At 69.9% G+C, this 25,385-nt stretch carries 21 protein-coding genes and 2 pseudogenes; 6 read left to right on the top strand and 17 right to left on the bottom strand.

What is annotated here, in order from left to right; translation table 11 throughout:
- Position 1 precedes the first annotated feature (1 nt).
- Positions 2-823, bottom strand: a complete 822-nt coding sequence (locus MQP27_RS20650) for an HAD hydrolase family protein (RefSeq protein WP_242767141.1) — start codon at positions 821-823, stop codon at positions 2-4.
- 139 nt (positions 824-962) lie between these two features.
- Between MQP27_RS20650 and MQP27_RS20645 the strand changes: the two genes are divergently transcribed.
- The 4 genes and pseudogenes from MQP27_RS20645 to MQP27_RS20630 all read left to right on the top strand — a co-directional run bounded on the left by MQP27_RS20645 (position 963) and on the right by MQP27_RS20630 (position 5,717).
- Entirely contained in the window at positions 963-2,609 is a 1,647-nt protein-coding gene (locus MQP27_RS20645) for an IS1182 family transposase (protein WP_242766768.1), read from the top strand.
- A 511-nt stretch (positions 2,610-3,120) separates the two neighbouring features.
- Positions 3,121-4,359, top strand: coding sequence for a chymotrypsin family serine protease (locus tag MQP27_RS20640; RefSeq protein WP_242766767.1), 1,239 nt, complete (start codon positions 3,121-3,123; stop codon positions 4,357-4,359).
- A 154-nt stretch (positions 4,360-4,513) separates the two neighbouring features.
- Positions 4,514-5,389, top strand: a pseudogene (locus MQP27_RS51685) (PTS transporter subunit EIIC); the annotation flags it as partial.
- 67 nt (positions 5,390-5,456) lie between these two features.
- Positions 5,457-5,717, top strand: coding sequence for a hypothetical protein (locus MQP27_RS20630; RefSeq protein ID WP_242766765.1), 261 nt, complete (start codon positions 5,457-5,459; stop codon positions 5,715-5,717).
- Positions 5,718-5,856: 139 nt separating this feature from the next.
- On the opposite strand, the gene MQP27_RS20625 is transcribed toward MQP27_RS20630, so the two are convergent.
- From MQP27_RS20625 to MQP27_RS20570, 14 genes and pseudogenes are all read right to left on the bottom strand, one after another.
- Positions 5,857-7,203 carry an ATP-binding protein gene (locus MQP27_RS20625; RefSeq protein ID WP_308289961.1) on the bottom strand — a complete coding sequence of 449 codons (1,347 nt, stop codon included), beginning with the start codon at positions 7,201-7,203 and terminating at the stop codon, positions 5,857-5,859.
- Positions 7,204-7,248: 45 nt separating this feature from the next.
- Complete coding sequence (cseB, locus tag MQP27_RS20620) at positions 7,249-7,923, bottom strand: two-component system response regulator CseB (protein ID WP_242766764.1); 675 nt, start codon at positions 7,921-7,923, stop codon at positions 7,249-7,251.
- A 34-nt stretch (positions 7,924-7,957) separates the two neighbouring features.
- Positions 7,958-8,407, bottom strand: coding sequence for a hypothetical protein (locus tag MQP27_RS20615; protein ID WP_242766763.1), 450 nt, complete (start codon positions 8,405-8,407; stop codon positions 7,958-7,960).
- Between the two features lie 116 nt (positions 8,408-8,523).
- Positions 8,524-10,644 (bottom strand): alpha-galactosidase, encoded by a 2,121-nt coding sequence (locus tag MQP27_RS20610; protein ID WP_242766762.1) that lies wholly within the window; start codon positions 10,642-10,644, stop codon positions 8,524-8,526.
- Positions 10,645-10,709: 65 nt separating this feature from the next.
- Positions 10,710-13,331 carry a carbohydrate-binding protein gene (locus tag MQP27_RS20605; protein WP_242766761.1) on the bottom strand — a complete coding sequence of 874 codons (2,622 nt, stop codon included), beginning with the start codon at positions 13,329-13,331 and terminating at the stop codon, positions 10,710-10,712.
- A gap of 130 nt (positions 13,332-13,461) precedes the next feature.
- On the bottom strand, positions 13,462-14,544 hold the full coding sequence (locus tag MQP27_RS20600; protein WP_242766760.1) for a LacI family DNA-binding transcriptional regulator: 1,083 nt from the start codon (positions 14,542-14,544) through the stop codon (positions 13,462-13,464).
- 52 nt (positions 14,545-14,596) lie between these two features.
- Entirely contained in the window at positions 14,597-15,940 is a 1,344-nt protein-coding gene (locus tag MQP27_RS20595) for an ABC transporter substrate-binding protein (protein ID WP_242766759.1), read from the bottom strand.
- Between the two features lie 149 nt (positions 15,941-16,089).
- The gene (locus MQP27_RS20590) at positions 16,090-16,929 is read right to left on the bottom strand and encodes a carbohydrate ABC transporter permease (protein ID WP_242766758.1); all 840 of its coding nucleotides are present in this window, start codon (positions 16,927-16,929) and stop codon (positions 16,090-16,092) included.
- 14 nt (positions 16,930-16,943) lie between these two features.
- Positions 16,944-17,924 (bottom strand): carbohydrate ABC transporter permease, encoded by a 981-nt coding sequence (locus MQP27_RS20585; RefSeq protein ID WP_242766757.1) that lies wholly within the window; start codon positions 17,922-17,924, stop codon positions 16,944-16,946.
- 987 nt (positions 17,925-18,911) lie between these two features.
- The gene (locus MQP27_RS51415; protein ID WP_308289960.1) at positions 18,912-19,325 is read right to left on the bottom strand and encodes an LOG family protein; all 414 of its coding nucleotides are present in this window, start codon (positions 19,323-19,325) and stop codon (positions 18,912-18,914) included.
- Complete coding sequence (locus MQP27_RS20575) at positions 19,322-19,993, bottom strand: hypothetical protein (RefSeq protein ID WP_242766756.1); 672 nt, start codon at positions 19,991-19,993, stop codon at positions 19,322-19,324. The genes MQP27_RS51415 and MQP27_RS20575 overlap by 4 nt, the downstream gene beginning before the upstream one ends.
- 42 nt (positions 19,994-20,035) lie before the next feature.
- Positions 20,036-20,167 carry a hypothetical protein gene (locus MQP27_RS51010; RefSeq protein ID WP_278196331.1) on the bottom strand — a complete coding sequence of 44 codons (132 nt, stop codon included), beginning with the start codon at positions 20,165-20,167 and terminating at the stop codon, positions 20,036-20,038.
- Between the two features lie 53 nt (positions 20,168-20,220).
- Positions 20,221-20,676, bottom strand: a pseudogene (locus MQP27_RS51680) (FAD-binding protein); the annotation flags it as partial.
- Positions 20,673-21,428 carry an isopentenyl transferase family protein gene (locus tag MQP27_RS20570; protein WP_242766755.1) on the bottom strand — a complete coding sequence of 252 codons (756 nt, stop codon included), beginning with the start codon at positions 21,426-21,428 and terminating at the stop codon, positions 20,673-20,675. The gene MQP27_RS20570 and the pseudogene MQP27_RS51680, both read right to left, overlap by 4 nt.
- A 167-nt stretch (positions 21,429-21,595) precedes the next feature.
- Here MQP27_RS20570 and MQP27_RS20565 point away from each other — a divergent pair, with 167 nt between their 5' ends.
- Entirely contained in the window at positions 21,596-22,306 is a 711-nt protein-coding gene (locus tag MQP27_RS20565) for a thiamine pyrophosphate-binding protein (protein WP_242766754.1), read from the top strand.
- 50 nt (positions 22,307-22,356) lie between these two features.
- The gene (locus tag MQP27_RS20560; RefSeq protein WP_242767139.1) at positions 22,357-23,238 is read left to right on the top strand and encodes a transketolase family protein; all 882 of its coding nucleotides are present in this window, start codon (positions 22,357-22,359) and stop codon (positions 23,236-23,238) included.
- A gap of 333 nt (positions 23,239-23,571) precedes the next feature.
- On the opposite strand, the gene MQP27_RS20555 is transcribed toward MQP27_RS20560, so the two are convergent.
- Entirely contained in the window at positions 23,572-24,159 is a 588-nt protein-coding gene (locus tag MQP27_RS20555) for a TetR/AcrR family transcriptional regulator (RefSeq protein ID WP_242766753.1), read from the bottom strand.
- Positions 24,160-24,191: 32 nt separating this feature from the next.
- Entirely contained in the window at positions 24,192-25,364 is a 1,173-nt protein-coding gene (locus tag MQP27_RS20550; protein WP_242766752.1) for a pyridoxal phosphate-dependent aminotransferase, read from the bottom strand.
- Positions 25,365-25,385: the final 21 nt, after the last annotated feature.

Genomic DNA, 25,385 nt, shown 5'->3' with positions numbered 1-25,385 from the left:
TCTATGTGCCAAGGCGTCCTCGCCAGCGATCCTGATGTGCCGCGAGCCATGTCCCCACCGATGCCGCCGACTCGAATACCGCGAGGCGAGGTTCGGAGGCAGTCCCTATGACGACGCTAGCGCCGACGGACGCGAGCATCGGAATGTCGTTGAACCGGTCCCCGAAGGCCACCGCGGCGGCCGGCGCGATGCCCGCCTCGTCGAGGTTCCAGCGCAGCGCGTTCCCCTTGGAGGCGCGGGGCGACAGTACTTCGACCGGTCCGCCCTCCTCTGGTCGGCAGGAGCAGGTGACGGTCGCGTCGAAGCCCAGCGCTTCGGCGGTCCGGGCCAGTCGTCCGGCGTCGAGGTCAGTGCTACGGCAGAGCAGTTTCGTGATGGAGAGGCTGCCACCGGTCAGGTGTGGCATGTCCGCGCACACCGAGTCCGCTCCCGTGTCCGTTGCCGGCCACCAGGCGTACCCGGGCTCGAAGCCGAAGGCCCATTCGAACTCCGTCGCGAAGCCGACCTTCGGATCGGCCGCGCGGAGTGCCTCGGCGAATTCCCTGACCCATCGCCCGGCCAAGGGAGCGAGGAGGCGTGTTCCGCCCCCGACGATTTCACAGGCTCCGTTGGACGTGACGACTTCACCGGACAGTTCGGTGACGGCCGACGGCAGGTCGGCGAGACAGCGCGAGGGGCGCCCCGTGACGAAGACCAGACGCACTCCGCATGCGGTCGCCTCGCGCAGCATGGCGATGTCCTCGTCGAGGACCCGGTTGCCCGCACGTATGCGGGTTCCGTCGAGGGCGCAGAAGAGGATCCTGATCACCCCCCGCCCGCCCATGCCGGCTTCGCCGCGCCGCACCCCGATGGTGTCCCTTGAAGGACACTGTTGGCGAATTCGGTAGCCCGACCCAGGAGATCTCGCGGTCGCGAGATGATGGGATCGGCTGGCGTGGGGGCGCAACCGTGAGGTGACGGAGATGTCGCTGCCTCCTCGTGATCCGGGTGAGGTGCCTGCGCAGACTGCTGAAGTGGCGTATCTGGCCTTTCCCAAGGGCTGTTTGTGCATGCGGCTCCGTGAGGTGCTGGGGCCGGTGTTCAGGGACGAGGACTTCGCGGGTCTGTATCCGGTGCGTGGGAAGCCCGGCTGGTCGCCTGCCCAGTTGGCCCTGGTGTCCATCCTGCAGTTCACCGAGGGGCTGTCCGACCGCCAGGCCGCAGCCGCCGTCCGCGCCCGCATCGACTGGAAGTTTCTCCTGGGCCTCGAGTTGACGGACGCCGGGTTTGATCACTCGCTGCTCAGCGAATTCCGCGACCGCAATATCAAGGGCCGGGATCCGGAACGCCTGCTGGACCTGCTCCTTGACCGGATGCGCAAGGCGGGCTTGCTCAAACGCCCCGGCCAACAGCGCACCGACTCCACCCACGTCCTGGCGGCCGTGCGCCGGCTGAACCGTCTCGAGCTGACGGCGGAGCATCTGCGGGCCGCGCTGAACGCCTTGGCCACCGTGGCACCCGAGTGGCTGGCCGCTACGGTGCCCGTGGACTGGTTCGACCGCTACGGGCGCCGGATCGAGAACTACCGCCTGCCGCGCGCAGAGCAGGAGCGCACCGCCTACTTCGAGCAGACCGGTCAGGACGGCGTGCTCCTGCTCGATGCTGTTCACGGTCCTGGCTCTGCGCCCTGGCTCCGAGAGCTGCCGCAGGTGAGGGGTCTGCAGAGCTGTTGGGACCAGCAATACGTCATGGACGGCGGGAGGCTGCGGGCGCGCACGCCGAAGGAGATGCCGCCCTCGCACGAACGGCTCGAATCTCCCTACGATCCCGACGCCCGCTACAGCATCAAGCGCGGCTGCGAATGGAGCGGCTACAAGATCCACTTAACCGAGGTCTGCGACAGCGATGTCCCGCACCTGATCACCCACGTGACTACGACGGTGGCCACCGTCACCGACGTGGAGGTCACCGAGGAGATCCACTCCGATCTCGACACCCACGGCCTGCTGGCCGGCGAGCACCTGGTTGACCGTGGCTATGTCAGTGCCGCGCTGCTGGCCAACAGCCAAGCCGCTCACGGCGTCGAACTGATCGGCCCGATCCGCGAGGACGTCACCTGGCAGGGCCGCGCCGGCCAGGGCTTCGACGTCGACAGCTTCGCCATCGACTGGGACAACCAGCAGGCGACCTGCCCCCAAGGACACCGCAGCGTCCGCTGGAAACCGCATCTCGGCCGATACGGGCACCCTGAGTCGGACGTGTTCTTCTCGCCGAAGTACTGCCTTCCCTGCCCGGTCCGCAGCCAGTGCACCGGCTCCAAGACCGGAGAACGCAAGGTCACCCTCGGCCCACGCGAGGAACACGAGGCCATCCGACGCGCCCGCCGGGACCAGCAGACAGACACCTGGAAGCAGCGATACGCGGCACGAGCCGGAGTCGAAGCAGCCTTCGGGCAAGGGCTTCGACTCTGTGGGCTACGAAGGAGCCGCTATCGCGGCGTGGACAAGACGCGCTTCCAGCACGTGCTGACCGCCGCCGCCCTGAACCTCCTCCGCACCGACGCCTGGCTCACCGAAACCCCCCTCGCCAAGACCAGGACATCACGCTTCCGCCGCCTCCGGCCTCAATAGACGATCACCGAATTCGCCAACGGTGTCCTCGATGGGACGCCATCATCGAGTGACGGGATCGATGCGCGCAACGCGCGAGGCTCCCGTGCCGTTGGGGGAGGTGTTCGAAGTCTCAACCCACAAGCGCTTGAGCCAATTCGTGGACGTTCTCCTGGTCGGACGCCGGCAGAGTGCGGTCGACGTCAGACACCGAGACTTACCGCCGGGAAGTTGAGCGGCTACCCGTGCCCCGGGCCGATCAATTGCCTGACCAGCATCTGCGGATTTCGTTCGCCCGCCCGTAACCGGGCCGTCGCACAAACCGGGCCGAGCAACTCTCCGGACGGGGTGCGAGGCGGCGACCGGCGGATCGGCCTCCGGTGCGCTGTGTGCCGGTCGCCGGGCGGCTGTAACACCGATCGGACATTCACGCCGTTCGATGAGGCACCGCGGGGCGCTGGTCGGGCGGACACCCGGTCCGCCGGGCCTGCCACCAAGCCCTGCTACCTCCCCTCAAGCAGAAGGATGGGCAATGAGATCAGCAAGGCGGTCCAAACGCCTCGCGTTGGCGCTCGTCGGAACCCTCGCCGTGGCTAGGGCGACCCTGACGGTGTCCACTCCGGCGTGGGCGGGCTCTTCCGCGACCCAGGCGTCGGCGTCGACGGAGCTCAGCCAGCACGACTGGACCCAGCTCGGCAAGATCCAGGCACAGCACTCCGTGCTCGGCATCGCGGACACCGGCGCGGTCCTGCGCCTGCCCGCCGGCGCCTCGGCCGGCGAGAAGGCCAAGGTCGAGGCGCAGCTTCCGGCGGACGCGCACACCGTCGTCCGGACCAGCAGGTTCAGCCAGAGCCAGCTGGACCGGATCCAGAAGACGGCGACGGCGCGCGACTGGAACAGCGACGCGGACAAGTACGGCCTGGCCACCACCTACGACGCCACGACCGACAAGGTGATCATCAACACGGACGCTCCGGCGTCCGTCACACGGGCGCTGGCCGAGAAGTACCCGGGCGCCCTCGAAGTGCGGCAGGCGCGCCTCGAATCCCAGCGGACGCGGTTCGGAGACGCCCAGCCGTTCTGGGGCGGAGACGCGCTGATCGGGTCCGAGGGCTCCGGCGCCGCCAGCTGCACGGCCGGGTTCGCCGTCAAGCAGAAGGCCACCGGCCACCTCTACATGACGACCGCGGGCCACTGCTACGGCCTCAACACGCACGTGTACAGCCGCGGGCAGAACAACGGCTGGGGCAACTGGGTCGGACAGGTCACCCGGCGCAACCGGGACATCGACACCGAGCTGATCCAGAACACCCTGACGTCGGCGGGCTACGACAGCTTCATCTTCACCGGCGGTCTCGCTTCGAGCGGGGCCACGCACTTCGTCCACGGAACAGAGAGTCCCTCTGTCAGCAGGAAGGTGTGCGTGAGCGGCTCCGTGTCGTTCAACCACTGCGGACACCCGATCTCCAACACCAGCTACTCCATCTGCTACTCGGGCGGTATCGACTGCATCAAGAACGGCCAGGGATTCCTCTACGACCGGGGCGGGACCTACCCGACCTACAACAACGGGAAGCTCACCCAGGGCGGTGACTCCGGCGCCCCCATCTACACCACCGACGACACGGACTCGGCGGCCTGGATCGTCGGCGGGCATTCGGGCCTCATCTACACGAGCAGCGGCGCCTGCAGTTGTTCGGTGCCGCACATGGTCGGCGTGAGCGAATACGCCATCGTCAACAACCTGGGAGTCAGCGTCCTCACCAGGTGACCGCCTGGCACCAGCCCGGCGCACACCTCCGGAGCACAGCGGTGCCGGCTGCCTCCCCGGGCAGCCGGCACCCGCCCGGAGCCCCCCCGACGACCGAAGGCACGACGTGCCGCCCCAGCCGCCCAGCGGGCGGCGCCGCACACCCGGAGTCCACATGAAGCACCCCCGCACCTCCCGCAACCGCGTCCCCAACCCGCCCGCCCGCATCAAGCAGGACGACCCACACGAACCGCACCACGCCGGAGCCGGGATCGGCCGCTGGACGGCGGCGAGCGTTCCCTGGTTCGGCCCCTTCGTCGCGATCGCGGGCGCGATGAGCCTGCTCGCCCTCGCCATCGGCGGCCCGGGCATCACCGACACGGCGAACGAGGTCCTGGGCGTCGCCGACTGGAACCAGCCGCTCACCTGGGCCGCGCTGCTGCTCAAGATCGGCGCCAGCGGACTGGGCTTCCTTCCCGTGGCCGTGGCCGGCTACCTGGCTTACGGCATGGCCGGCAGGCCGGCGCTGATCCCCGGCCTCCTGGGCGGCATGGCCGCCATGGGCGTCCAGGGCGGCGTTCTCGCCGGTCTGTCCGCCGGTCTGATCGCCGGTGCGGCGACCCTGGCGCTCCAGCGGATTCCGGTCCCGCCGGCACTGCGCGGCCTCGCCTCGACCGTGCTGGTCCCCCTGCTGGCGGCCCTGGTCACCGCGGCCGTGATCATCGCGTTCGTCGGGGCGCAGCTGGGCGACCTGACCGCGTGGCTGCACCAGGAACTGGTCTGGCTGGAGTTCCACAACACCGTCCTGGTCGGTGTGATCCTCGGCCTGATGGTCTGCTCCGACCTCGGGGGCGCGATTAGCAAGACGGCCGTCGCCTTCGGAACGGTGGGCGTCAGCGGTGACGACCCGGCCAAGTTCAGCCCGGCCAACATGACCATGATGGCCGCCGTGGTGGCGGCCGGCACGGTCCCTCCGCTCGCCATGACCCTCGCCACCCTGGTACGCCGCCGGCTCTTCACCGAGGCCGAACGGGACTACGGCAAGGCGGCCTGGCTGTTCGGCGCGGCCTTCATACCCGAGGGCGCCATCCCCTTCGCCGTGGCCGACCCCCCTGCGCGTGATCCCGGCGGGCCTGGCCGGCGGAGCGGTCTCCGGCGCCCTGGTCATGGTCTTCGGCACGACGATCACCGTCCCCTACGGCGGCCTCCTCGCCATCGGCCAGGTCGGCAAGCCGCTGCTCTTCGCCCTCGCCGTCACCGCCGGCGTCCTCGTCACCGCCGCGGCCACGGTTGCCCTGAAGAGCCTGCGCCCCACCACGGCGACCACCACGAGTCCCGCCCCCGCCGGCGCGCGCCGGAAGACGCCCGCGGCCGCATGAGCCCTCGACGGGGGCGTCGTGTGCGGGGCCCGCGGGAGAAGTGTCGGACTCCGCAGGGAACCCCGCACCTGGCGCGGCCGGGTGCCCGGCCGTCCCGGCCCGTCCGGCATCTCAGGCGGACGCCGCCGCAACAGGTCGGTCAGTGGTCGGCGGGACGGTTCGTCCCCGACTCGTCGGGGAGCCGCAGTACCGCCTCCGCTCCGCCCTCCGGGCGGTTGTGGAAGACGAGGTCGGCGCTCAGGAGACGGGCCTGGCCCACCGCGATCGTCAGGCCCAGGCCGGTGCCGGTGCCGGTGCCGGGGGCGGTCGTACGGAAGCGCTGCGGGCCGGAGGTGCGCAGGACCGCCAGCAGGTCGGGAGGGAAGCCCGGGCCGTGGTCGCGGACGCGGACGACGGGGCCCTCGACCTTCAGCAGCACCGGTGGGGCGCCGTGCCGCAGGGCGTTGGCGGCCAGGTTCGCGAGGACGCGCTCGACGCGGCGCGGGTCGGTCGTGACGACCGTGTCCTCGCCGACCCGGACCTCCACGCCCTCCAGCGCGGCCACCGCCCGCCGGGCCATCGCGCTCACCTGGCGCCGCTCGGTCTCCGGGGTCACCGCCCGCGCGTCCATGCGGGCCACCTCCAGCACGTCCTCGACCAGAGCGCGCAGCTTGCTCACGGACCCCTTCACCAGGTCCGTCGCGCGGCTCGGCGGCAGCAGGCCCACCGCCGTCGCCATGCCCGCCACCGGGGTGCGCAGCTCGTGGGCGATGTCCGCGGTCACCCGGCGCTCGGCCTCCAGCCGCGCGCCCAGCGCGTCCGCCATGGCGTTGACGGCGGCCGCGAGCCGGGCGATCTCGTCCCGGCCGTCGGGGGCGACCCGGGCATCGAGATCACCGTCGGCGATGCGTTCCGCGGTGCGGGCCGCGGCCGTGGCCCGGCGGCCCATCCGGACCCCGAGCAGCAGTCCGGCCAGGGACACCACCACGGTCGCGGCGCCGCCGACGGCGGCCAGGGCCCGGTCCAGCGCGGCCAGGGAGCGGACCTCGGGGGCGTACGAGCGCGACAGGGCGAGCACGTTCCGGTCCGAGACGCGGGTCGCCGCCCACAGCCTCGGACGCGCCCCGTCGTCCTGGAGGTAGGTCACACGGAGCCCCCGGCGCACATCGCGTTCCATCGCCGCGGGCAGGTCCGGCGGGTCGACGCGGGCCGCGGACGTGCGGCCGACGGAGTAGTCGTAGGCGGCGCTCATCAGCCGCCGGTCCAGGTCGGAGCGGGCTGTGGCCAGCTGGTCGGCGGCGGTGACCGAGTGCACCAGGACGCCGATCGCGCTCGCGACGCAGACGGCCGCGGCGGCGACGGCCAGGGCGATCTTGGTGCCGACGTTCACGGCCGGGCCGCGCCGGCCCTTCGAATGACCGCGACGGAGGGTACGGACGAGGCGCACGGGCCGGGCGACGAGCAGGTGTACGACGCTCGCGACGGCGCCCGGTCGGGGGATCTTCACGAGGGCACCCGGCCGCGGAGCCCGTACATCCAGGGCGGCACGGCCTCAGCCCTCGCAGCGCAGCTTGTAGCCGAAGCCGCGCACCGTCTCGATCCGCTCCCGCCCGATCTTGACGCGCAGCCGCTGCACGTGCGCGTCCACCACCCGGGTGTCACCGGACCACGAATAGTCCCAGACCCGCTCCAGCAGCAGGTCCCGGGTGAGCACCGTGCCGGGGCAGGCGGCGAACTCCCGCAGCAGTTTCAGCTCGGTCGTGGTCAGGCAGAGGGGCTTCCCGTCCCGGCACACCTCCAGCGACACCGGATCGAAGACCAGGTCCCCGAACCGCAGCGGGGCGTTCTCCGGCCTGCTCTCGGCGGGGGCGGCGCGTCGCAGCAGGGAACGGACGCGGGCCACCAGCACCGGGCCGTCGAAGGGTTTGGTGACGTAGTCGTCCGCGCCCGCCTCCAGTCCCATCACCACGTCCACCGGGTCGTTGCGGGCCGAGATCAGCAGCACCGGCACCCGCGACTCCTCGCGGATGCGCCCGGCCAGGCTCACCCCGTTCAGTCCGGGCAGCATGATGTCCAGCACGGCCACGTCCGGGGCGCGCTCACGGAACAGGGCGAGTCCGTCCACACCGTCGGCGGCGGTACGGACCAGGTAACCGCGCTCCTCCAGGGTGAGCCGGGTCGCCTCCCGGATCATCTCGTCGTCCTCGACCAGCAGAACTTCGTACATGCGCTCCCCTCGGGGCGGCCCTCGGGCCGGATCGTCACGCCTTGGGCACGTGCAGTCGGACGCTGCCGACGTCTTCCGCCCACCAGGGCGCCGATGATGCCAGGGCGGTGACGGAGGCGTGGCCGTAGTAGGCCGCGTACTGGCGCTTGGACAGGCCGTCCAGCACGACCCGGACCCGGTAGGTGCCGGGTTCGCCCTTCTCGCAGCCGGAGAGACAGGCCAGGTCGATCACCACGCCGGTGGCGGTCGCCCGGGGCCTGCCCCAGTCCCGCCACTTCAGCCGGTCCAGGGTGGTCACCTCCGTGAGGTCCATCATGTCCGGCCTGCTGCGGGGCTGGGACCGCCAGTCCTCCACGTACACCGGCCCCGACCAGGGAATCCCCGTCGGTGCCCGCCCCTCGACCCGAGTACCGCCGGCCGCCGTACCGCAGCCCGTCAGGCAGAGGGCGAGCACGGCACACCATCCGGATCGGTGGAGCCGCATGGCCCGTCTCCTCCCTCAGGTCTCGTGAGACAAGCACACTGGCCCCCGCGGATGAACGGGTCATGTGTGGACATTAAGAGAAATGTAAAGGGGTCGCTGGGCGGGGGCGTCGGCCATCAGCTCTCCTCCCGGATCAGATGGACGAGCGCCGACGCGCAGTCGTCGGCCGCCAGGTCCAGGGGCAGGCCGTGGCTGAGCAGGACGGCTCCGTGGTGCACGGCTCCGGTGGCGGTGTCGCGGTAGCGGGCCGCGGGATCGAGTGCGCGCAGCGGGAGGTCGCGGTCGCGGTGGCCGAAGTGCCGTGAGCGGCGCAGAGCGATCACGGCGCACTCCTTGCCGTCGGGCGCCAGGAACTGCACGGCGGTCAGCTCGCCGTCGCCGTGGGGGCGCAGCCGGTACTGCGCGCCGAGCTGCACCAGGTGCCGTACGCGCTTGTAGGCGGCCACCAGCTCGGCGGCCCGGGCGAGTTCCCCTTCGCTCCAGCGGTTCAGGTCGCCGCCGATGCCGAGGACGCCGGTCATGGCGGTGTGGAAGCGGAAGTCCAGCGGCGCGCTGCGGCCCGTGTAGGGGTTGGGGCTGTCGGTGACCCAGGCGCCCATGACGCGGGCCGGGTACAGCTGGGAGAAGCCGTGCTGGATCTCGACGCGGTCCAGGGCGTCGGTGTTGTCCGAGGTCCACACCTGGTCGGTGCGGGCGAGGATGCCCAGGTCGAGGCGGCCGCCGCCGCTGCTGCACGCCTCGATGCGCAGACCGGGGTGGTCGGCGCGCAACCGGTCGAGGACGGCGTACAGGTTGCGTACGTGGTCGATCCACAGCCGGTCCGGGTCGGCTTCCGCGTCCGGCCAGCCGGCCTCGGTGAAGGGCCGGTTCATGTCCCACTTGAGGCAGTCGATCGCGTTCTTCGTCACCAGCTCGTCGAGCGTTTCGTGCAGCCAGTCGGCGACGTCGGGTCGGGCGAGGTTGAGCACCAGCTGATTGCGGTGCTCGGTGCGGCGGCGGTGCGGGTGGTGGAGTACCCAGTCGGGGTGGGCGCGGTAGAGGTCGCTGTCCGGGTTGACCATCTCGGGCTCGACCCACAGGCCGAACCCCATGCCCAGCTCGTGCACCCGGTCGACCAGCGGTGCGAGGCCGTCGGGGAAGCGGGCGGGGTTGGGGGTCCAGTCGCCGAGTCCGGCGGCGTCGTGCGTACGGGAGCCGAACCAGCCGTCGTCCATGACGAACAGTTCGACGCCGAGCGCCGCGGCCTTCTCCGCCAGCGCGATCTGCCCGGTGACGTCGATGGCGAACTCCGTCGCCTCCCAGGAGTTGTAGAGCACCGGTCGCAGGTCGTCCGGGTAGGGCAGGACGTGGTCGAGGACGTGCCGGTGCCACAGGCGGGACGCGGCGCCGAAACCGCCCTCCGTGTAGGCGCCCGCGCAGACCGGGGTCGTCAGCCCCTCACCGGGCGTCAGTTCCCAGGTGACCGGGTCGTGGCCGAAGCCCGCCGACAGCGTGACCCGGTCGGTGGGCTGCCGCTGGGCGGTCAGCCGCCAACTGCCGCTCCAGGCCAGCGCGCACGACCACACGGCACCGTGGTCCTCGTCCGTACGTCCGTCGTCGATCATGGCCCACGGGTTGGCCTGGTGGCCGGTGGTGCCGCGGCGGCTGGTGAGCTGCAGCTCCCCGTACGGCAGCGGCGTCCGGTTCAGCTGGGTCTCGGCCGACCACTGGCCGCGCACCTGGCTGAGCCGGTACTCGCCGAGCCGGGGCAGGACCCAGGTGGCGGAGTCGGCGCGTATGACGGTGACCGGGCCGTCGGCAGCGGTGCCGGTGTGGCGGAGCACGAGGTGCCGCTCGATCACGTCGGTGAAGGGCCGCAGACGGTAGTGGGCGTCCACGGCGAGCGGGTAGTGGTGGTCGGCGAACCGCAGTACCAGTTCCCCGTCCTCTTCGGCGGAGCCGGCGAAGCGGAGTTCGAGGTCGCGTACACCGTCGGGGAAGCGGACCTGGACGCCCGCGTGGGCGTAGCGCATGGCGCCGGCGGGGTCGAGATCGAGGGTGGCGTCCGCCGGGTCCTCGAAGGACCGGCGGCCGGGCGCCGGACGGTTGAGCAGGGAGACGGCTTGTTCGAGGGTGAGGGCGGGTCCCCAGTGCAGGCCGCGCAGCCGGTGGTCGTCGTCGAGGTGGATCACGTAGCTGGAGCCGGGTCCGGACAGGACCCACAGCCGGTGCTCGGGGTCATGGGCGATGCTCGGCATGGCGGCCTTTCGGTGCTGAGGGGGGGCGGCGGGGACGGGGAGCCGTCCCCGCCGCGTCGGCTGTGTCAGCCGTTGACGGGGGCGACCTCGATGTAGTCGATGTTCGGTGCCCAGGAGGACGCGTTGGAGAACTTCAGGGTGTTCGTGCCGGCGCTGAGGCTGACGGTCGTCGGCAGGGACCAGTAGTCGTGCCAGCTGTAGGTGTTGCGGAACGTCAGCGTGCTGGAGGTACCGCCGTTCACCGACAGCTGCGCGGTGCGGGACTCGACGTTGGTGTTGTAGTTGCCCGAGCCGGCCCTGTCGTTGTTGGCGTAGTGGATGACGACCGTGTACAGGCCGGCCGTGGACGCGCTCACGCTGCCGAAGGTGAGCGTGTTGGAGCTGCTGTTGCCGATGTAGCCGGCGTTCTTGCCGCCGGAGGCCCAGGTGTCGGACTGGACCTTGGCCGCGCCCGCCAGGGTGGCGCTCTCGGCCTCGTACTTGGTCACGCCGGTGGTGTCGCCTGCCCCGGCCACCTTGAGGTCGCTCAAGGTCAGAGTGGTGCCGCTGTTCGGGCTGACGGCGATCCGGTTGATGCCGGCCGACAGGTACAGCTTCGTGCTGGAGGTGGTGGCCGAGCCGCCGGAGGAGCCGTAGGTCGCCACCGTCGCGCCGTTCAACGCGAGGGCCGTGCTGCCGCCCGCCGAGGCGTAGTCGGTCTTGACCGTGTAGTAGCCGTCGGCGGGGGCGTAGGCGTCGAAGGTGGCCTTGTCCCCGGAGGTCATGACGAGCCGTCCGGTGCCGGTCTCGCCGACATCGCTGTACGAGTACGACGGGCTGCCGCTGATGTCGGCGAACGTCGCCTCGTACGCCGTCTCCGGGGTGCTCGGTACGGCGGTGAGGTCGATCTTGTCGAGGGTGACCTGGCCCTGGGAGGTGCCCAGCGTCGGGTCCGTGACCGCGAGCGAGACGGTGTGGCTGCCGACGCTCAGGGTGACCGGGACGGTGACGGTGGAGCGGTACTGCCAGTTCAGCGTCGAGGGGTAGGTGACGAACTGGGGGTTGGCGTCGTCGATCCGCAGGGCCTGCTGGGACGGCGAGCCGTTCTGGTTGCCGTAGAAGATGCGCAGGTTGTACGTGCCCGTGGTCGGGGCGTTGACGGTGAATACGACCTTGCTGTCGCTCGCGGTCAGGTAGCCGACGTCCTTGGTGCCGGAGGTGGCGTACTTCTGGGCGGTGGAGTAGCTGGCGCCGGTGGCCTGGGTGACGACGGTGCCGTCGGTGATGGCGGCGTTCTCGGCCTCGTAGGAGGAGTACGACGGGACGCTGGGCGCGGTGGCGGTGCCGCCGCCGTTCGGGGTGACCGTGATGCGGTACGCGGACATGGCGTTCAGTCCGGTCAGCGGCACGGTGATGGAGCCGCTGGAGGGCGTGTACGCGGTGCGGGAGATGGTCCGCGGGGGCGCGGAGGCGCCCTCGTAGCCGCTCCAGTCCAGGGCCTGCACGGTGACCTCGACCTTGCTGCCGAAGGTGGCGCTCGGGATGTTGTTGATCACCACGTTGCTGTCGGTGGCCGAACCGCCGACGATCACCTGGGCCTGCTTGCGGGAGGTGTCCAGCGACGCCATGCCCTGCAGCGTGTCCTGGACGTTGGCCTGCGGCGGGGTCGTCTGCACGGTCTGCCCGGTCATTCCGGCGTACCAGTGCCAGAACCACCACGAGCCGTTGGGGATGTTGGTCTGGACGGTGTTGCCGTCCATGTTGCCGGCGATGTCCCAGTACGGCTGCTGCGCGTAGACCTTGGTGTCCTCGAACATCGCGGCCCACTGCACCAGCTGGCCGGGGACCGACATGTCACGCCGGTTGCCGTACTCGTCGATGTTGACCGTGATGGGGCTGATGGAGCGGGCGGTCTCCAGGGCGCGGTAAGCGGTGTAGTGGCCGCGGTAGTTGGCGAGCGAGCCGGGGTTCAGCTCGTGCCAGGTGAAGACGTCCGGGAGTTGGTCGTTGGCCTTGGCGTAGGTCAGGAAGTCGCCGAAGAACTTGCTGTTCCAGTTGGCGGTGTTGGGCCCGCCTATCCTGGCGTCGGGGTAGTCGCTCTTGATGCGCTCGTAGACCGTGCTCCAGTCGGACTCGAAGCTGCTGAGCGCCGACGCGTAGGTGGTGGAGTTCGAACTGCCAAGGCCGGTGTACCAGTTGCCGTCGGGCTCGTTGAACGGGACGAAGACCACGTCGGCCGCGTACGAGGTCGCCTTCACCGCGTTCACGGCGGTGTCGACCTTGGTGAGGTAGTCGTCGATGCCGTTGTTCTGGTATGGCCAGTCCGAGTACTCGTCCTGGATGTTCGTGTACATCGTCCCGCCGCCGTTGCGGAAGAACGAGGGGGCCACGTCCAGGATGTCGCCGTTGGGGTGCTGGGCGCCGCCCGGGGGCTTCTGGGAGCCGGTGGTGAGCTTCAGCGGCGCGAGCAGGTTGTCACCGGGGACGCCGTCGTCGCTCTGCCCGTAGAGCGCCCCGTTCGAACCGCGCAGGACGGCACCGGTGGTCGTGCCGAGGTCGACGGTGTAGGTCTGGGTGGCCGCCGCGGCGGTCTGCGGTACGGCGAGGGTCGCGCCGAGCAGAGCGGTGGCGGCCAGCAGCGCCCTGGTGAGCGTCGCTCTGGTACGTCCGGGTGGTGCGGCGCCCGGGGCGCGAGTGTCTGGAGACATGGGAAACCTGGCTTTCCCCTCCCGCCGCGTTGCGGGAGGACGGCTCGTGGAGACGGATCGTAAGGCCAGAATGTGAGCGCTCACATCCCCCGCGGACGGAGCGGTACGACAGGGTCTGCTGGACGGTGGGTCAGACGGCTCGGTCGGGCGCCGGGCCGGTGCTCTCGCGGACGATCAGCTCGGGTTCCGCCCACAGCGGCGGAGCCGGGGCGTTCTCCGGGTCGAGCAGCCGGTGCAGTAAGCCGAAGGCGCCGCGGCCCAGACCTTCGAAGTCCAGCCGCACGGTGGTCAGGGCGGGATGGGTGAACGCCGCGTACGGCGCGTCGTCGAAGCCGACGACGCTCAGGTCGCCCGGCACGTGCCGGCCCGCCTCCCGGGCCGCCCGGAGCACCCCGAGCGCGAGGTCGTCGTTGCCGCACAGCACGGCGGTGACCTGCGGATCGGCGACCAGGGCGCGAGCGGCCAGATACCCGGATCGCGGGCTCCAGCCGCCTTCGACGGGGTCGGGGGCCGGGCGGCCGGCGTGCCCGAGCGCTTCGCGCCAGCCCTCCGCGCGCTGGCCGACGCGGGCCGTGGAGGACGGGATGGACATGTAGTGGACGGTGCGGTGACCGAGGCTGAGCAGATACCTGGTGGCCTGTGCCGCCGCGGCCCGGTCGTCGAGCCACGCCTCGGGCCGCCGCCCACCGGTGTGCCCCTCCTGCGGCCGTTCCACCACCGCGGCCGCGGGAAAGTCGGCGGGCAGCGCCCGCCATGCCCGTTCGCCCGGTGCGTTGAAGGCGATGACCAGCACCGGCTCCCCCGGGCGGGCGAGCCGGCCGGCCACGTCGCCCGGGGTCAGGGGGGAGTTCTCGTCCAGGACGCTGACCGCCACGGCGAACTCCGCCGCGCGCGCCGCCTCCTCGATGCCTCGCAGCGCCAGGGAGGCCCCGTGCAGGGTGGTGTCCGAGGTGAGCACGGTCACCGAGCGCACCGTGCCGCCGCCCAGCGCCCGGGCCAGCCGGTTGGGCTTGTAGCCCAGTTCCTCGATGGCCTGCAGCACGCGCTCCCGGGTGTCCTTCCGCACCCTCGGACTGTCGTTGACGACACGGGAGACGGTCTGGTGGGAGACCCCGGCCGCCTTGGCGACGTCGAGGATGCTGACCGACCGGTGCCGGTCCGCGCCGTCCCGGTGCCGCTCCTCGTCGCGGCGGGCCGGGGTTGCTTCCTGCATGTCGGTGGACTCCTCGTGGCTGGTCGTGACGAAGGCTACCCGTCGGCGGCCGCTACTTGACCGCCGCGTTCGACTCCTCGTTCACGGAGTCCGCCGCCTTCTGCGCGGACTGCTGACCCAGCCAGACCTGGTTGAAGGCGTCCTGCACCTTGACGTTGTACGTCGCCGAGGACGTGGTCAGCGGGTAGCCGATGGTGGTGTCCCCGGCCTCCTTGGAGAAGGCGCTGACGTCCACGCCCTGCTTCTGCCAGACGGTCACGAAGTCCTTGTTGAGGGTGGGGATGCCCGGCCACACCGATCCCGTGGCGACGATGATCTTCTGGGACTCCTCGGACCCGAGCCACTTCACCAGCTGCCACGCCTCCTTGGGGTGGCTGCTGCCGGCGTACAGGGCGTTGCTGAGGCCGTTGTACACCGTGCCCTTGCCGACCGGTCCGGCGGGCAGTTCGGCGACGCCGAAGTTGCCCTTCATCGAGGACTGGTAGGCGTTGAGGTCCCAGCTGCCGTCCCACACCACGGCCGCCTGCTTGCGGGCCATGACCGCCGGAAGCGCGGCACCGTTGGGGGTGTTGGTGACGGAGGCGGGGACGGCCACGTGGTATTTCAGCCGCAGGTCCCGTACGAACTGGATCGCCTGCACACAGGACGGCTGGTTGATCGTCCACTTGCCCCACGCCTTGTCTTGGAGCTTGCAGCCGTTCTGCGTCGCCGCGTTCCACCAGTCGGTCTGGCCGTTGGGCGAGGACAGCGCGAGGCCGTACTGCTTGACGTGCTCGCTGTCGAAGCCGGTCTCGTTCGGGTGCTTGCCGTTCTTGTCGATGGTCAGCTTCTGGAGCGCCTTGACGAAGGTGCCGCCGTCGGTGGTGTTCCACGACAGGCCGCTCAGCTGCTCCTGGGTCAGCCCGGCCGTCTTGAGCATCGTCTTGTTGTAGACCTGCGCGATGGTGTCCCAGTCCTTCGGCAGGCCGTACTGTTTGCCGTTCTGCTGCCAGCCGGACAGCAGCTTGGAGTCGTAGACCGAGGTGTCCAGCTTGTCGGCCTTGATGTACGGGGTGAGGTCGGTGAGGACGCCCTGCTGGGCGAACTGGGGGAAGTACGCCACGTGGTCCCAGAAGACGTCCGGGGCGGTGCGGCCGGCGATCTGGGTCTGCAGCTTGCTCCAGTACTGGGCCCAGGCGTTCAGTTCGATCTTGACCTTGATGTTCGGGTGCTGCTTCTCGAACGCGGCGATCGACTTCTGCAGGGCGGGCTTCTGGACCGCGTCCCAGATGGCGTACCGGAGGGTGACGGTGCCGTTGGAGGAGGATGAGTCGGAGGAGCCGCAGGCGGTGGTGAGGCCGAGCAGGAGGGCGCCGGTGGCGGCGCCGGCCAGGATTCTTCTGGTGGATGCGGACATGGTTCGGGGTGTCCCTTCGGGTGCGGTGGTGCGGGCGTGTGTGGGGGAGCGGGGGTGTCTGGGGGAGCGGGGAGCACCGCTCCGGCGGACTGATTATGTGAGCGTTAACATCTCGGCGGTGTGAGCACCGTCGGACGGTTGCCCGGGGCTCACTTCAGGCCGGTGAGGGCGATGGAGCGGACGATGTGCCGCTGGAAGAGCAGGAAGATGACGATCAGCGGCAGCAGCGCGATCGCGGCTCCGGCGAGCACGATGTGCGGCAGGTCGGAGGCGTGCTGACCCTGGAGGGCGGCGATGCCCACGGTGATCACCCGGGTGCGGTCGCTGTTGGTGATGATCAGCGGCCAGATCAGGTTGTTCCAGGTGTTGATGAAGGTGATGGTGGCGAGCGTGGCCAGGATCGGGCGGCTCAGCGGCAGCATGATGCGCACGAGGATGCCCCAGGTGGTCGCCCCGTCGATGCGGGCGGCGGCCTCCAGGTCCCTGGGGATGGTCATGAAGTGCTGGCGCACCAGGAAGACGCCGTACGGGGTGCCGAGGAGGGTGGGCAGGACGAGACCCGCGTAGGTGTCGACCAGGCCCAGGTCGCGCATCATCAGGAACAGCGGCACCAGGGTGATCATCTGCGGCACCATCATCGTGGCGATGTAACCCCAGAACAGCCAGTCCCGGCCCGGGAACTCCAGGCGGGCCAGCGCGTACGCCGCCATCGCGCTGAATACGACCTGTCCGGCGGTGACGATGACCGCCACGCCGAGCGTGTGCAGCAGGAAGGACGACATCCCGTACTGGTTCCACACGTCCGCGAAGTTCGCGAACGTGGCGGGGTGCGCCGGGGCCCAGGCGTCGGTCGACAGCAGGTCCGAGGGCCGTTTGAACGCGGCGTTCAGCGTCAGCAGGTACGGGCCGACGGACAGCAGCGCTCCGACGAGCAGGACAGCGTACAGCGGTGCCCTGCGGACGGCGGCGGGTATGGGAGACGAAGACATGGTGATGGCCGCCCTCAGCTGAAGTCGTAGACGGTGCGCTTGCGGAAGTACACGACCTGGACCGCCGTCACCAGCAGGATCAGGGCGAACAGGAGCATCGCGAGCGCCGAGGCGTAGCCGGTGCGGAAGAGCTGGAACGCCTGCTGGTAGATGTGGAAGTTCATGGTGTCCGTCGAGCCGCCGGGGCCGCCCTGGGTCATCACGTAGACGGTGTCGAACATCTGGAACGACCCGATGGTGTTGGTGACCAGCACGAAGAACATCGACGGGCGTAGCAGCGGCAGCGTGATCCGGAAGAACCGCGTCACGGGACCCGCTCCGTCCAGGTCGGCCGCCTCGTACAGCGACTCCGGGATCGCCTGCAGGCCGGCCAGCAGGAAGAGCATGGTGTAGCCGGTGTACTGCCAGATGTTCACCGAGGCCAGCACCGGCATCGCCCAGGCGGTCGACGACAGCCAGGCCGGGCCGTCGACGCCGAACAGCGACAGGAACTGGTTGACCACGCCGTTCTGCGGGTCGAACGCCCAGTTCCAGACGATGCCCAGGGCCACCGGCATGGCCATCCACGGCAGGACGAACAGCACCCGCAGCACCTTGCCGCCGCGCATCCTCCGGTTCATCGCGAGGGTCAGCAGCAGCGCCAGCACGGTCTGTGCCGGGATGTTCAGCACGACGTAGTAGACGGTGTTGCGCACCGCCCGCCACACCTCGCTGTCGCCCGCCATCTCGCGGTAGTTGGCCAGCCCGACGAAATGCGGGGAGCCCATCAGGTTCCAGTCGAAGAGACTGATCACGACGACGCCGACGATGGGGACGAGCAGGAAGAGAACGAACCCGATCAGGCTCGGAGCCAGCAGCACGTACGCCTCGACCGCGGTACGGATCCGGCTCCGACGGCGGTGGCGCTCGCCGTCCGTGGGCGTGGGGGGCTCGGCCGAGGGGTGACCTCGATCGGCCGCCGGGGGGCGGGTCGCGGCGGGAATGTTAACGATCACATCTACGCTCCGTCGGGGCGACTGAATCGGGGGCGGGAGGATCCGGGGAACGGGTAAGGCTGTCACGCAACACCAAGCGGCGCGGCGATTGCGGGGCGGTTACAGCAATGCGTCGGTGGCGCGAGAGAGAGTGTTAACGCTCACATGTCAGGTGGTCAAGAGATCGGGCGCGATTGTGTGCGCGGGGCGCCGAGGGAACGCCACTACCTGACGCCCTACTTCCTCGACGGCGGGACCGCCGGGTCGTCCCCTTGCAGGGGCGCCGCGTACTGAAGGGTGTTCTGGAGCCGGTGCGGTGGTGGGGGCCACTACAGGCGCAGGAAGTTTCCACGCGGATATCCTGGCCGCGAAGGTACCGAAGCACGGTGGTGTCCTGCCACGTGCCCGCCACGTGGTGTGGCCGATCAAGCATGCAGAACACCCAGGTCACGACCCTGATCGCCGTTGCCTCACGGCCCGTTGGAGCCCACGCCGCCGCGACCGGCGACAACTGCCGGGCACCCCATGACGGGAGGCGCCTGCCGAACCCAGGGGCAGAGGCGACGGGGCATGATCGGCTACACCACGGCCGGGGACAGGACCTGCGGAACATCCAGATCGCGGCCCTGATCGCCGACGCCGAACCGCGTGTTGCGGCTCGCGCCGCCGCAACCGGCGGAAACGGCCGGGCGCCCCTTGACCGGACCCGCCAGTCCGCCCCAGGACCGGAGGGGACAGGTCATGATCGGCTGCACCAGGCCCGGGCACACGGCCCGAAGCACGCCTGGCAGAAGCTGTCGGCGGGGGTTGGAGTCACAGCGGCACCGCTTGTGAACGCCGGCCTGAAGCCGCCACACCTCACCATGCGAGCCCGCCGCTTCCGAGGCCGGCCGTGAGTTGGTCGACCACATCGGCAGGGCGACGGCAGACGACGATGCGCTCGATGTCCGTGGGGCTGATGAAGTCCTCGGCCACGGCATGCCGGAGGAAGGCCAGGAGCGGTTGGTACTAGCCGTTGTGGTCGAGCAGGACACATGGTTTGTGGTGGATCCCGAGCTGCGACCAGGTCAGAGCCTCGAACAGCTCCTCCGCCGTTCCGAGCCCTCCGGGAAGAGCGACGAAGGCGTCGCCCAGTTCGGACATGAGGGCTTTGCGCTGGTGCATGTCCGCAACGATGCGGAGTTCGGTGAGTCCTCGATGGGCGATCTCGCGCGGCACCAGTCCGGCGGGCAGGACACCGATGACGATGCCCCCGGCGTGCAGCGCGGCATCCGCGACCGCGCCCATCAGGCCGATGGCGGCCCCGCCGTAGACGAGACGGAGCCCGGCGCCCGCAATGGCCCGTCCCAACTCGGCCGCGATGCGCAGGTGTGTGATGTCGCGTCCGGCCGAGGCGCCGCGGAAGACGGTAACGCTGTTCACGGCCACAGTCCGTGCCCCTGGGCCAGGATGGCGTGGGGATCGTAGAGGCGCTTCGCCTCTTCCATCGATCGCCAGGCCGACCCGTAGTGAGCTCGCCAGTCCTCGCGGCTCATGGGCAACGCGTTGATCGGATAGGCCACCGCACCCTGGGCGCAGGCGCGTTCATAGACAGAGCGGTTGGCAGCCACCATGCGCTCCGCCACCTCCGGACTGTCGGCCGGCGCGGTGCGCAAGAGGGAGAACAGATAGGAAAGTTGACCTGGTGGCCGACGCAGCAGAGGGGCGCGCAAACGGCGGGACGGGATGGGGTACAACAGGACCAGACCTCTGGTGCGCAGATCCCGGAGATCTTCGTCGGCGAGGGTGTCGCTCACGATGGCAGCGGCGGAGGATTCGGGTAACAGCAGATTGAGCCAGGGATGGGGACGCGACCATTCGCCGGTGAGGCGGAGGATTTCCTCTTCCCGTGCGACGCGACGGGCGAACTCCAAGTAGGCCAGGTCGGCTGTCTCCTGGGTGTCCCGGTCGTGCGAGAGGCCGCCGATCTGCGTCCTGTCGTCAGGTGGTCCCGTTTCACTGTGCGGTGCCACGGCTTCGATCATGTACTGCCAGCCCGGACCGCCGAGGGGACGCGCCTGTCCTTCGAGGTACAGGAGGTGGCCTGCCATGGCGAGGCGGCGGTGGTCCGCAAGGTAGCCGGTGAGGTCGGCCTAGTAGAGGCGGTAGCGCCGCACCTGGTCGGGGGCCGGAACCAGTCGCAGAGTGGCCCGCGTGATGACGCCGTACTGCCCCAGTCCGGCCAGGACGGACCGGAAGAGGCGATCGTCTGCCCCGGGGAGCACGTGACGTGTTCCCCCGTGGCGGTGACGACATCGAGTTCCAAGACGGAATCGGCCACGAGGCCGTGGCGGCGACTGGCCCCGCCGATGCCGCCCGCGCAGAGCACTCCACCCACGCTGGCTCCGAGGTAGTCGGTGAGGACGGGTGGCGTCAGACCGTGAGCCAGGGTGGCTGCCAGCACGTCCTGCCACAGCGCTCCGGCCTCGACCACAACGCGGTCGTGTCCCACAGACACGACGGAGCTCAGGGATCTCATGTCGATGACGACCCCTGCGGATGCCTGCCCCTGACCGTAGAGAGAATGCCCGCCCCCGCGCACGGACACCGGCATCCGCGACGGGCCGGCGAAGGCCAGCAGGTCTTCGATGTCTGCCGCCGAGCGTGGCCGCAGAACTCCGAGAGGAGCATGCGAGACGAGGTGGCCGAAGTCGGCCGCGACTTCGGCGAGGACGGCCGGGTCCGAGTCGAGGATGCCGTCGAATCGGGTGATGAGGGAATCAGTCACTGTCATGCTGAACGCACCGTGAAAGCATCGGATTTCCACTCCGAGAACAAATCGCGAAATATTTTCTCTTGGCAGGTTCCGTGTTCCATGTGCCGTTCGGCGATCATGGTGGAAAGTTCATCCAGGAGGCTATTCGGTATGGCCTCGGCTGCAGGGTCCTGCGGATCGAGTGAGTATTTGGCACACCATTCGAGCGCCGCCTCGAAACCATTGACCGAGGCCGCGAACCAGCGGTTTACGGGATCGCGCCAAAGGTGGGCCAGTTCCTGCAACAGGCCCGGCTGCGGTGGGGTGGGGCGCAGCATTGCGGCAGCTCTCGCCGCCAGGTTCTTCACGTACTGGCCGGGCGCGGAAGGGCGGGTCAGCAGCGTGGGCGTGACTGCCCAGGGAAGGCGGTCGAGGTGTGCCGCGAGAAGGATCAGGAGTGAGATCGAGCCGCCTTCCACGATGACCGGGGCGCCCGGCGAAGCCGCGAGGGTGAGCTGTTCGACCAGATTGTCCACGGCCTCTTCCGCTGAGTAGTCGCCGTCGGCGACCGTGCGTTCACAGAGCCAGACGCGGTGTGTTCCCGGGGTGTCCGCTCCGGTGCGGGTGCTCGTGGTGGCTATCTCGGCGTAGCACTGGAGGCGGTCCGCCACGACGATGGTCGAGCCCGTACGTAAGGCCAGGTTCGTGGCTGCCTGGCTTTTCCCGGTACCGGTGGGACCCGCGATGAGGTGTACCGGAATAACGTCTGAGTCTTGCACTTGGCCCTCCATCGATTCGCTCCTCTGTCAGCAAGATACGCTCGCCGCAAGGGCTTTCTTCCAGCAGGAAGAAGGATGATGGTCAGGGCTCCCTAAAATTATTCAAGGTTTGATCAGATGCGTCATGACCTCGCTAGGAGATGTTTTGTCGTGCGCTGCTTCGGTGCAGGATCCGGCTCATGAAAGCTTCCGAAGCACTGGGATATGACGACCTGCCCGCTCTGGTCGGGCGGCTGACCGGGGACGAGCGGCACGAGTCGTCGTCCTCCTCCACCCTCGACGTCCTGTGGGTCTTGTACGACCAAGTGCTGAACGTGTCTCCAGACACGGCGGATAGTCCCGACCGGGACAGGTTCCTGCTCTCCAAAGGGCACGGTCCGATGGCGTACTACTCGGTCCTCGCCGCCAAGGGCTTCATCGAACCCGAACTGCTGGACGGATGGGCCCGCTTCGACTCTCCCCTCGGTCATGAACCCGACCGTGTGCTCGTGCCCGGCGTGGAGATGTCGGCCGGCTCCCTCGGACACGGCCTGCCGCTCGGCGTGGGGACCGTGCTGGGGCTGCGCGCGCAAGAGCGTCGGCAACCGCGTGTGGTCGTCCTGGTCGGCGACGGTGAACTCGACGAAGGCAGCAACCACGAGGCCATAGCCCTCGCAGGACGGCTTGGACTGGAGCAGCTCACCGCGGTGGTCATCGACAACTCGACCGCCACACACGGCTGGCCCGGCGGTATCGACCGGCGTTTCGCCGTCGAGGGGTGGGAGGCGCTGACCGTCGACGGCTGCGATCACACGGCGCTGCGCGGCGCGCTGACAGCCGCGCACCCGAACCGGCCGCTGGCCGTCGTCGCCAGGATCGCGTCCAACACCGCTGAAGGGAAGCAGGCATGATCACTTCGCTCGACGAACTCGACGCAGCGGGCCGGCGCTTCTATCCGGACATGCTGTTCGCCTTCACCGACACCGTGTCCCAGGCCATGGACGCCGATCCCCGTGTGGCGGTCGTCCTGGCCGACATATCCACTCCCGAGTTCGGTGCCGCCGCCGCCCGGCACCCCGACCGCGTCGTGAACGTCGGCATCCGGGAACAGCTCATGATCGGTACGGCCTGCGGGATAGCACTGACCGGTCTGCGGCCCGTCGTGCACACCATCGCCTCCTTTCTCACCCAACGCCCGTACGAGCAGATCAAGCTCCTCGGCCACCAGGGCGCGGCGGTGGTCCTGGTCGGGTACGGAGCGTCCTACGACATCACCGAGCAAGGCCGCACCCACTTCGCCCCCGAGGACGTCGCCCTCTTCGGGACCCTTCCGGGCTGGACGATCCATGTCCCCGGTCATCCGGACGAGGCACAGCGACTCCTGCTGGACGCCCTGCGTACCGATGAGCGGGTCTACGTCCGCCTCTCCGCCCGAGCGAACGCGGACGCCCACCCGACCGGAGGGTTTCAGGTCCTCCGACAGGGCAGGAAGGGCACCGTCCTGACCGTGGGCCCGACACTCGACGCCGTACTGCGCGCCACGGCCGAACTCGACGTCACGGTGCTCTACGCCTCGACCGTACGTCCCTTCGACGAGGTCTCCCTGCGCACCGCGGTCCTGGCCGCCGACCACCCCGACGTCGTCCTCGTCGAGCCCTACCTCGTGGGTACTTCCACGCACCACGTCAACCGGACGCTGGTGCATGTTCCGCACCGACTGCTCGAACTCGGTGTCGGCCGGGATGCCGAACTCCACGCCTACGGGACGCCGGAGGACCACGACAGGGCTCACGGTCTCGACGGGAAGAGCATTGCTGCGGCTGTCCGGCGCTTCCTGCGCTGAGCGTCGGGAGGAGCGGCCTGGTGTGCTCCGAGGCCGACCGCATCCAGGCCAGGGCCGACGACCGGGCCGCTATGACCCCCTCGACGAAGTCGTCGCGATCATGGGCACGCACCCGTGTGCCCCGTCGGTCCGAGGTCGCATCAGCGATCCACAGCCGGAGGGCCAGCTAGGGGGTGCTGTGCGAAAGTCCCGCACAGCACCCCCTAGTGGTGCAGCCGCCCTTGACCAAGTCGGCGCCGACGCACGGGGATCGGCCAGCGGTGGGCGGGTGCGGAGGTGTGTCCGGCTCCCCGGCTTCCTGACCTTCGAGGGCCGAACGGGACGCGGCCCCGGTCAGCCCTCCTGCCGCCGCCGTGCCGTGGACCAGCCGATCAGGGCCCCGCGCAGGGCGGCCACCAGGCCGGCGGCGGCCTCGTCCTCGGTGCGTCCGCTCTTGATGAGGTCGAGGATGTCGCGCGGGTCGAACAGGGCGTTCCACAGGTACAGTGCCTCGTCTCCCAGGTCGCCGAGACCGAGGTCCTCGGTGCTCTGGCGGAGCGGCTCGGCCAGCGCCTCGGCCTGGGGCGCGAGGTAGCCGGTGCCCTCGCGTAGGCGTTCGAGGTAGCCGCGGTGCGAGCGCATCTGGGCCATCGCGCCGCCGTGTTCCAGGACGAGGGACACCCAGTACCGCGAGACGGCCTCCAGCCGTGCCATGCCCCGGGTGGTCTGGCGGGCGCTGAAGTCCCGCAGTTCGGAGCCGACCTGGGCCCGGAAGGCGTGCAGGATCTCCTCGACGGAGGAGAAGTGGCGGTAGGCCGTCGCGGTGGACACCTCGGCGTGCTTGGCGATCTCGGCCAGGCTCACCGGTGTCGGCGAGTTCTCGAACAGCAGCGCGGCGGCCTTGATGAGCTGCCTGCGGTTGCGTTCGGTGTCACTGCGCATGGGTCGGCTCCCCGTTGCCTGCGAGACGGCCTTCACCGCAGCGCCGCCAGGCCGTCGGCCAGTCGGCGGACACCCTCGGTGATGGACTGCGGGCTGGCAGCGTACGACAGCCGGAGGTGTCCTTCGCCCCTGGCTCCGAACTCGCTTCCGGGGCGGACCGCGACGCCGTGCGTGCGCAGTGCCGCGACGACCTCCACGGAGGACAGGCCGATGTCGTAGCGCGGGAATTGGTAGAACGCGCCCTCCGGCTCGCTGAGCGTGAGACCCGGGATCGCGGCCAGTTCCTTCCGCATGAGCTCGCCGCGCTCCTGGTATGCGGCGCGCATGCGTGCGACGTCCTCGGCGCAGTGCCGCACAGCGGCGAGCGCGGCGTCCTGGACGGCGGTGTTCAGGGAACCGTTGAAGGTGTTGTGGATGCGCGCGGACGCCTGGATGAGGGCCGGGGGCCCCCAGAGGTAGCCGACGCGCCAGCCGGTCATCGCGTAACTCTTCGAGAAGGTCTGGCAGTAGACCGTACGCTCGCGCAGGCCGTCGAGGGAGATCGCCGAGGTGAACGGACGGCCGGTGTAGTCGAGGTCGGAGTACGCCTCGTCGGAGATGACGATCGTGTCGGTGCCGTCCAACAGGGCGGCGAGCGTGGTGAGTTCCTCGCGGCTGTGCACGATGCCGGTCGGGTTCACGGGGTTGCAGAAGACGAACAGCCGGGCGCCGGTGAGCGCGTCGGCGAGCCGGTCGAGGTCCCAGTGCAGGTCGGGCGCGAGCGGTACAGGCACGACGACACCGCCGGCCATGCTGACCAGGTCGGCGTAGAGGGAGTAGGTGGGGTCGGGGACGACCACCCTGTCACCGGGGTTGACGACGGCGAGGATCGAGGCGGCCAGGCCCGCGGTACCGCCCTGGGTGATCAGGATGTCCGCGGCGTCGGCCGGTGTTCCGGCGATGCCGGTCAGCTTCTCGGCGAGTGCCTCGCGCAGGGCCGCCTCGCCGAGCAGGGGCGAGTAGTGGGTGCGGCCGGCGCGCAGTGCGGCGTGGGCCGCCTCGGTCACCGGGGCCGGGGTGTCGAAGTCGGGTTCGCCCATGGCGAGGGAGACGAGGTCGCCCCGGGACTGCGGCTGCTGCGTCCGGCGTGAGGCGGCCGCGATCCGGGCGACGGCGTGGGCGGTGGCGAACCGGGGCGGCTGCGTGGCGGTGACGGTGGGCGGCATGCGCTCCTCCTGATGACGGAA

The organism is Streptomyces cylindrosporus, from assembly GCF_022698165.1.
In the GTDB taxonomy this organism is placed as follows: domain Bacteria; phylum Actinomycetota; class Actinomycetes; order Streptomycetales; family Streptomycetaceae; genus Streptomyces; species Streptomyces cylindrosporus.
This window is presented reverse-complemented; position numbering and strand designations above follow the sequence as displayed.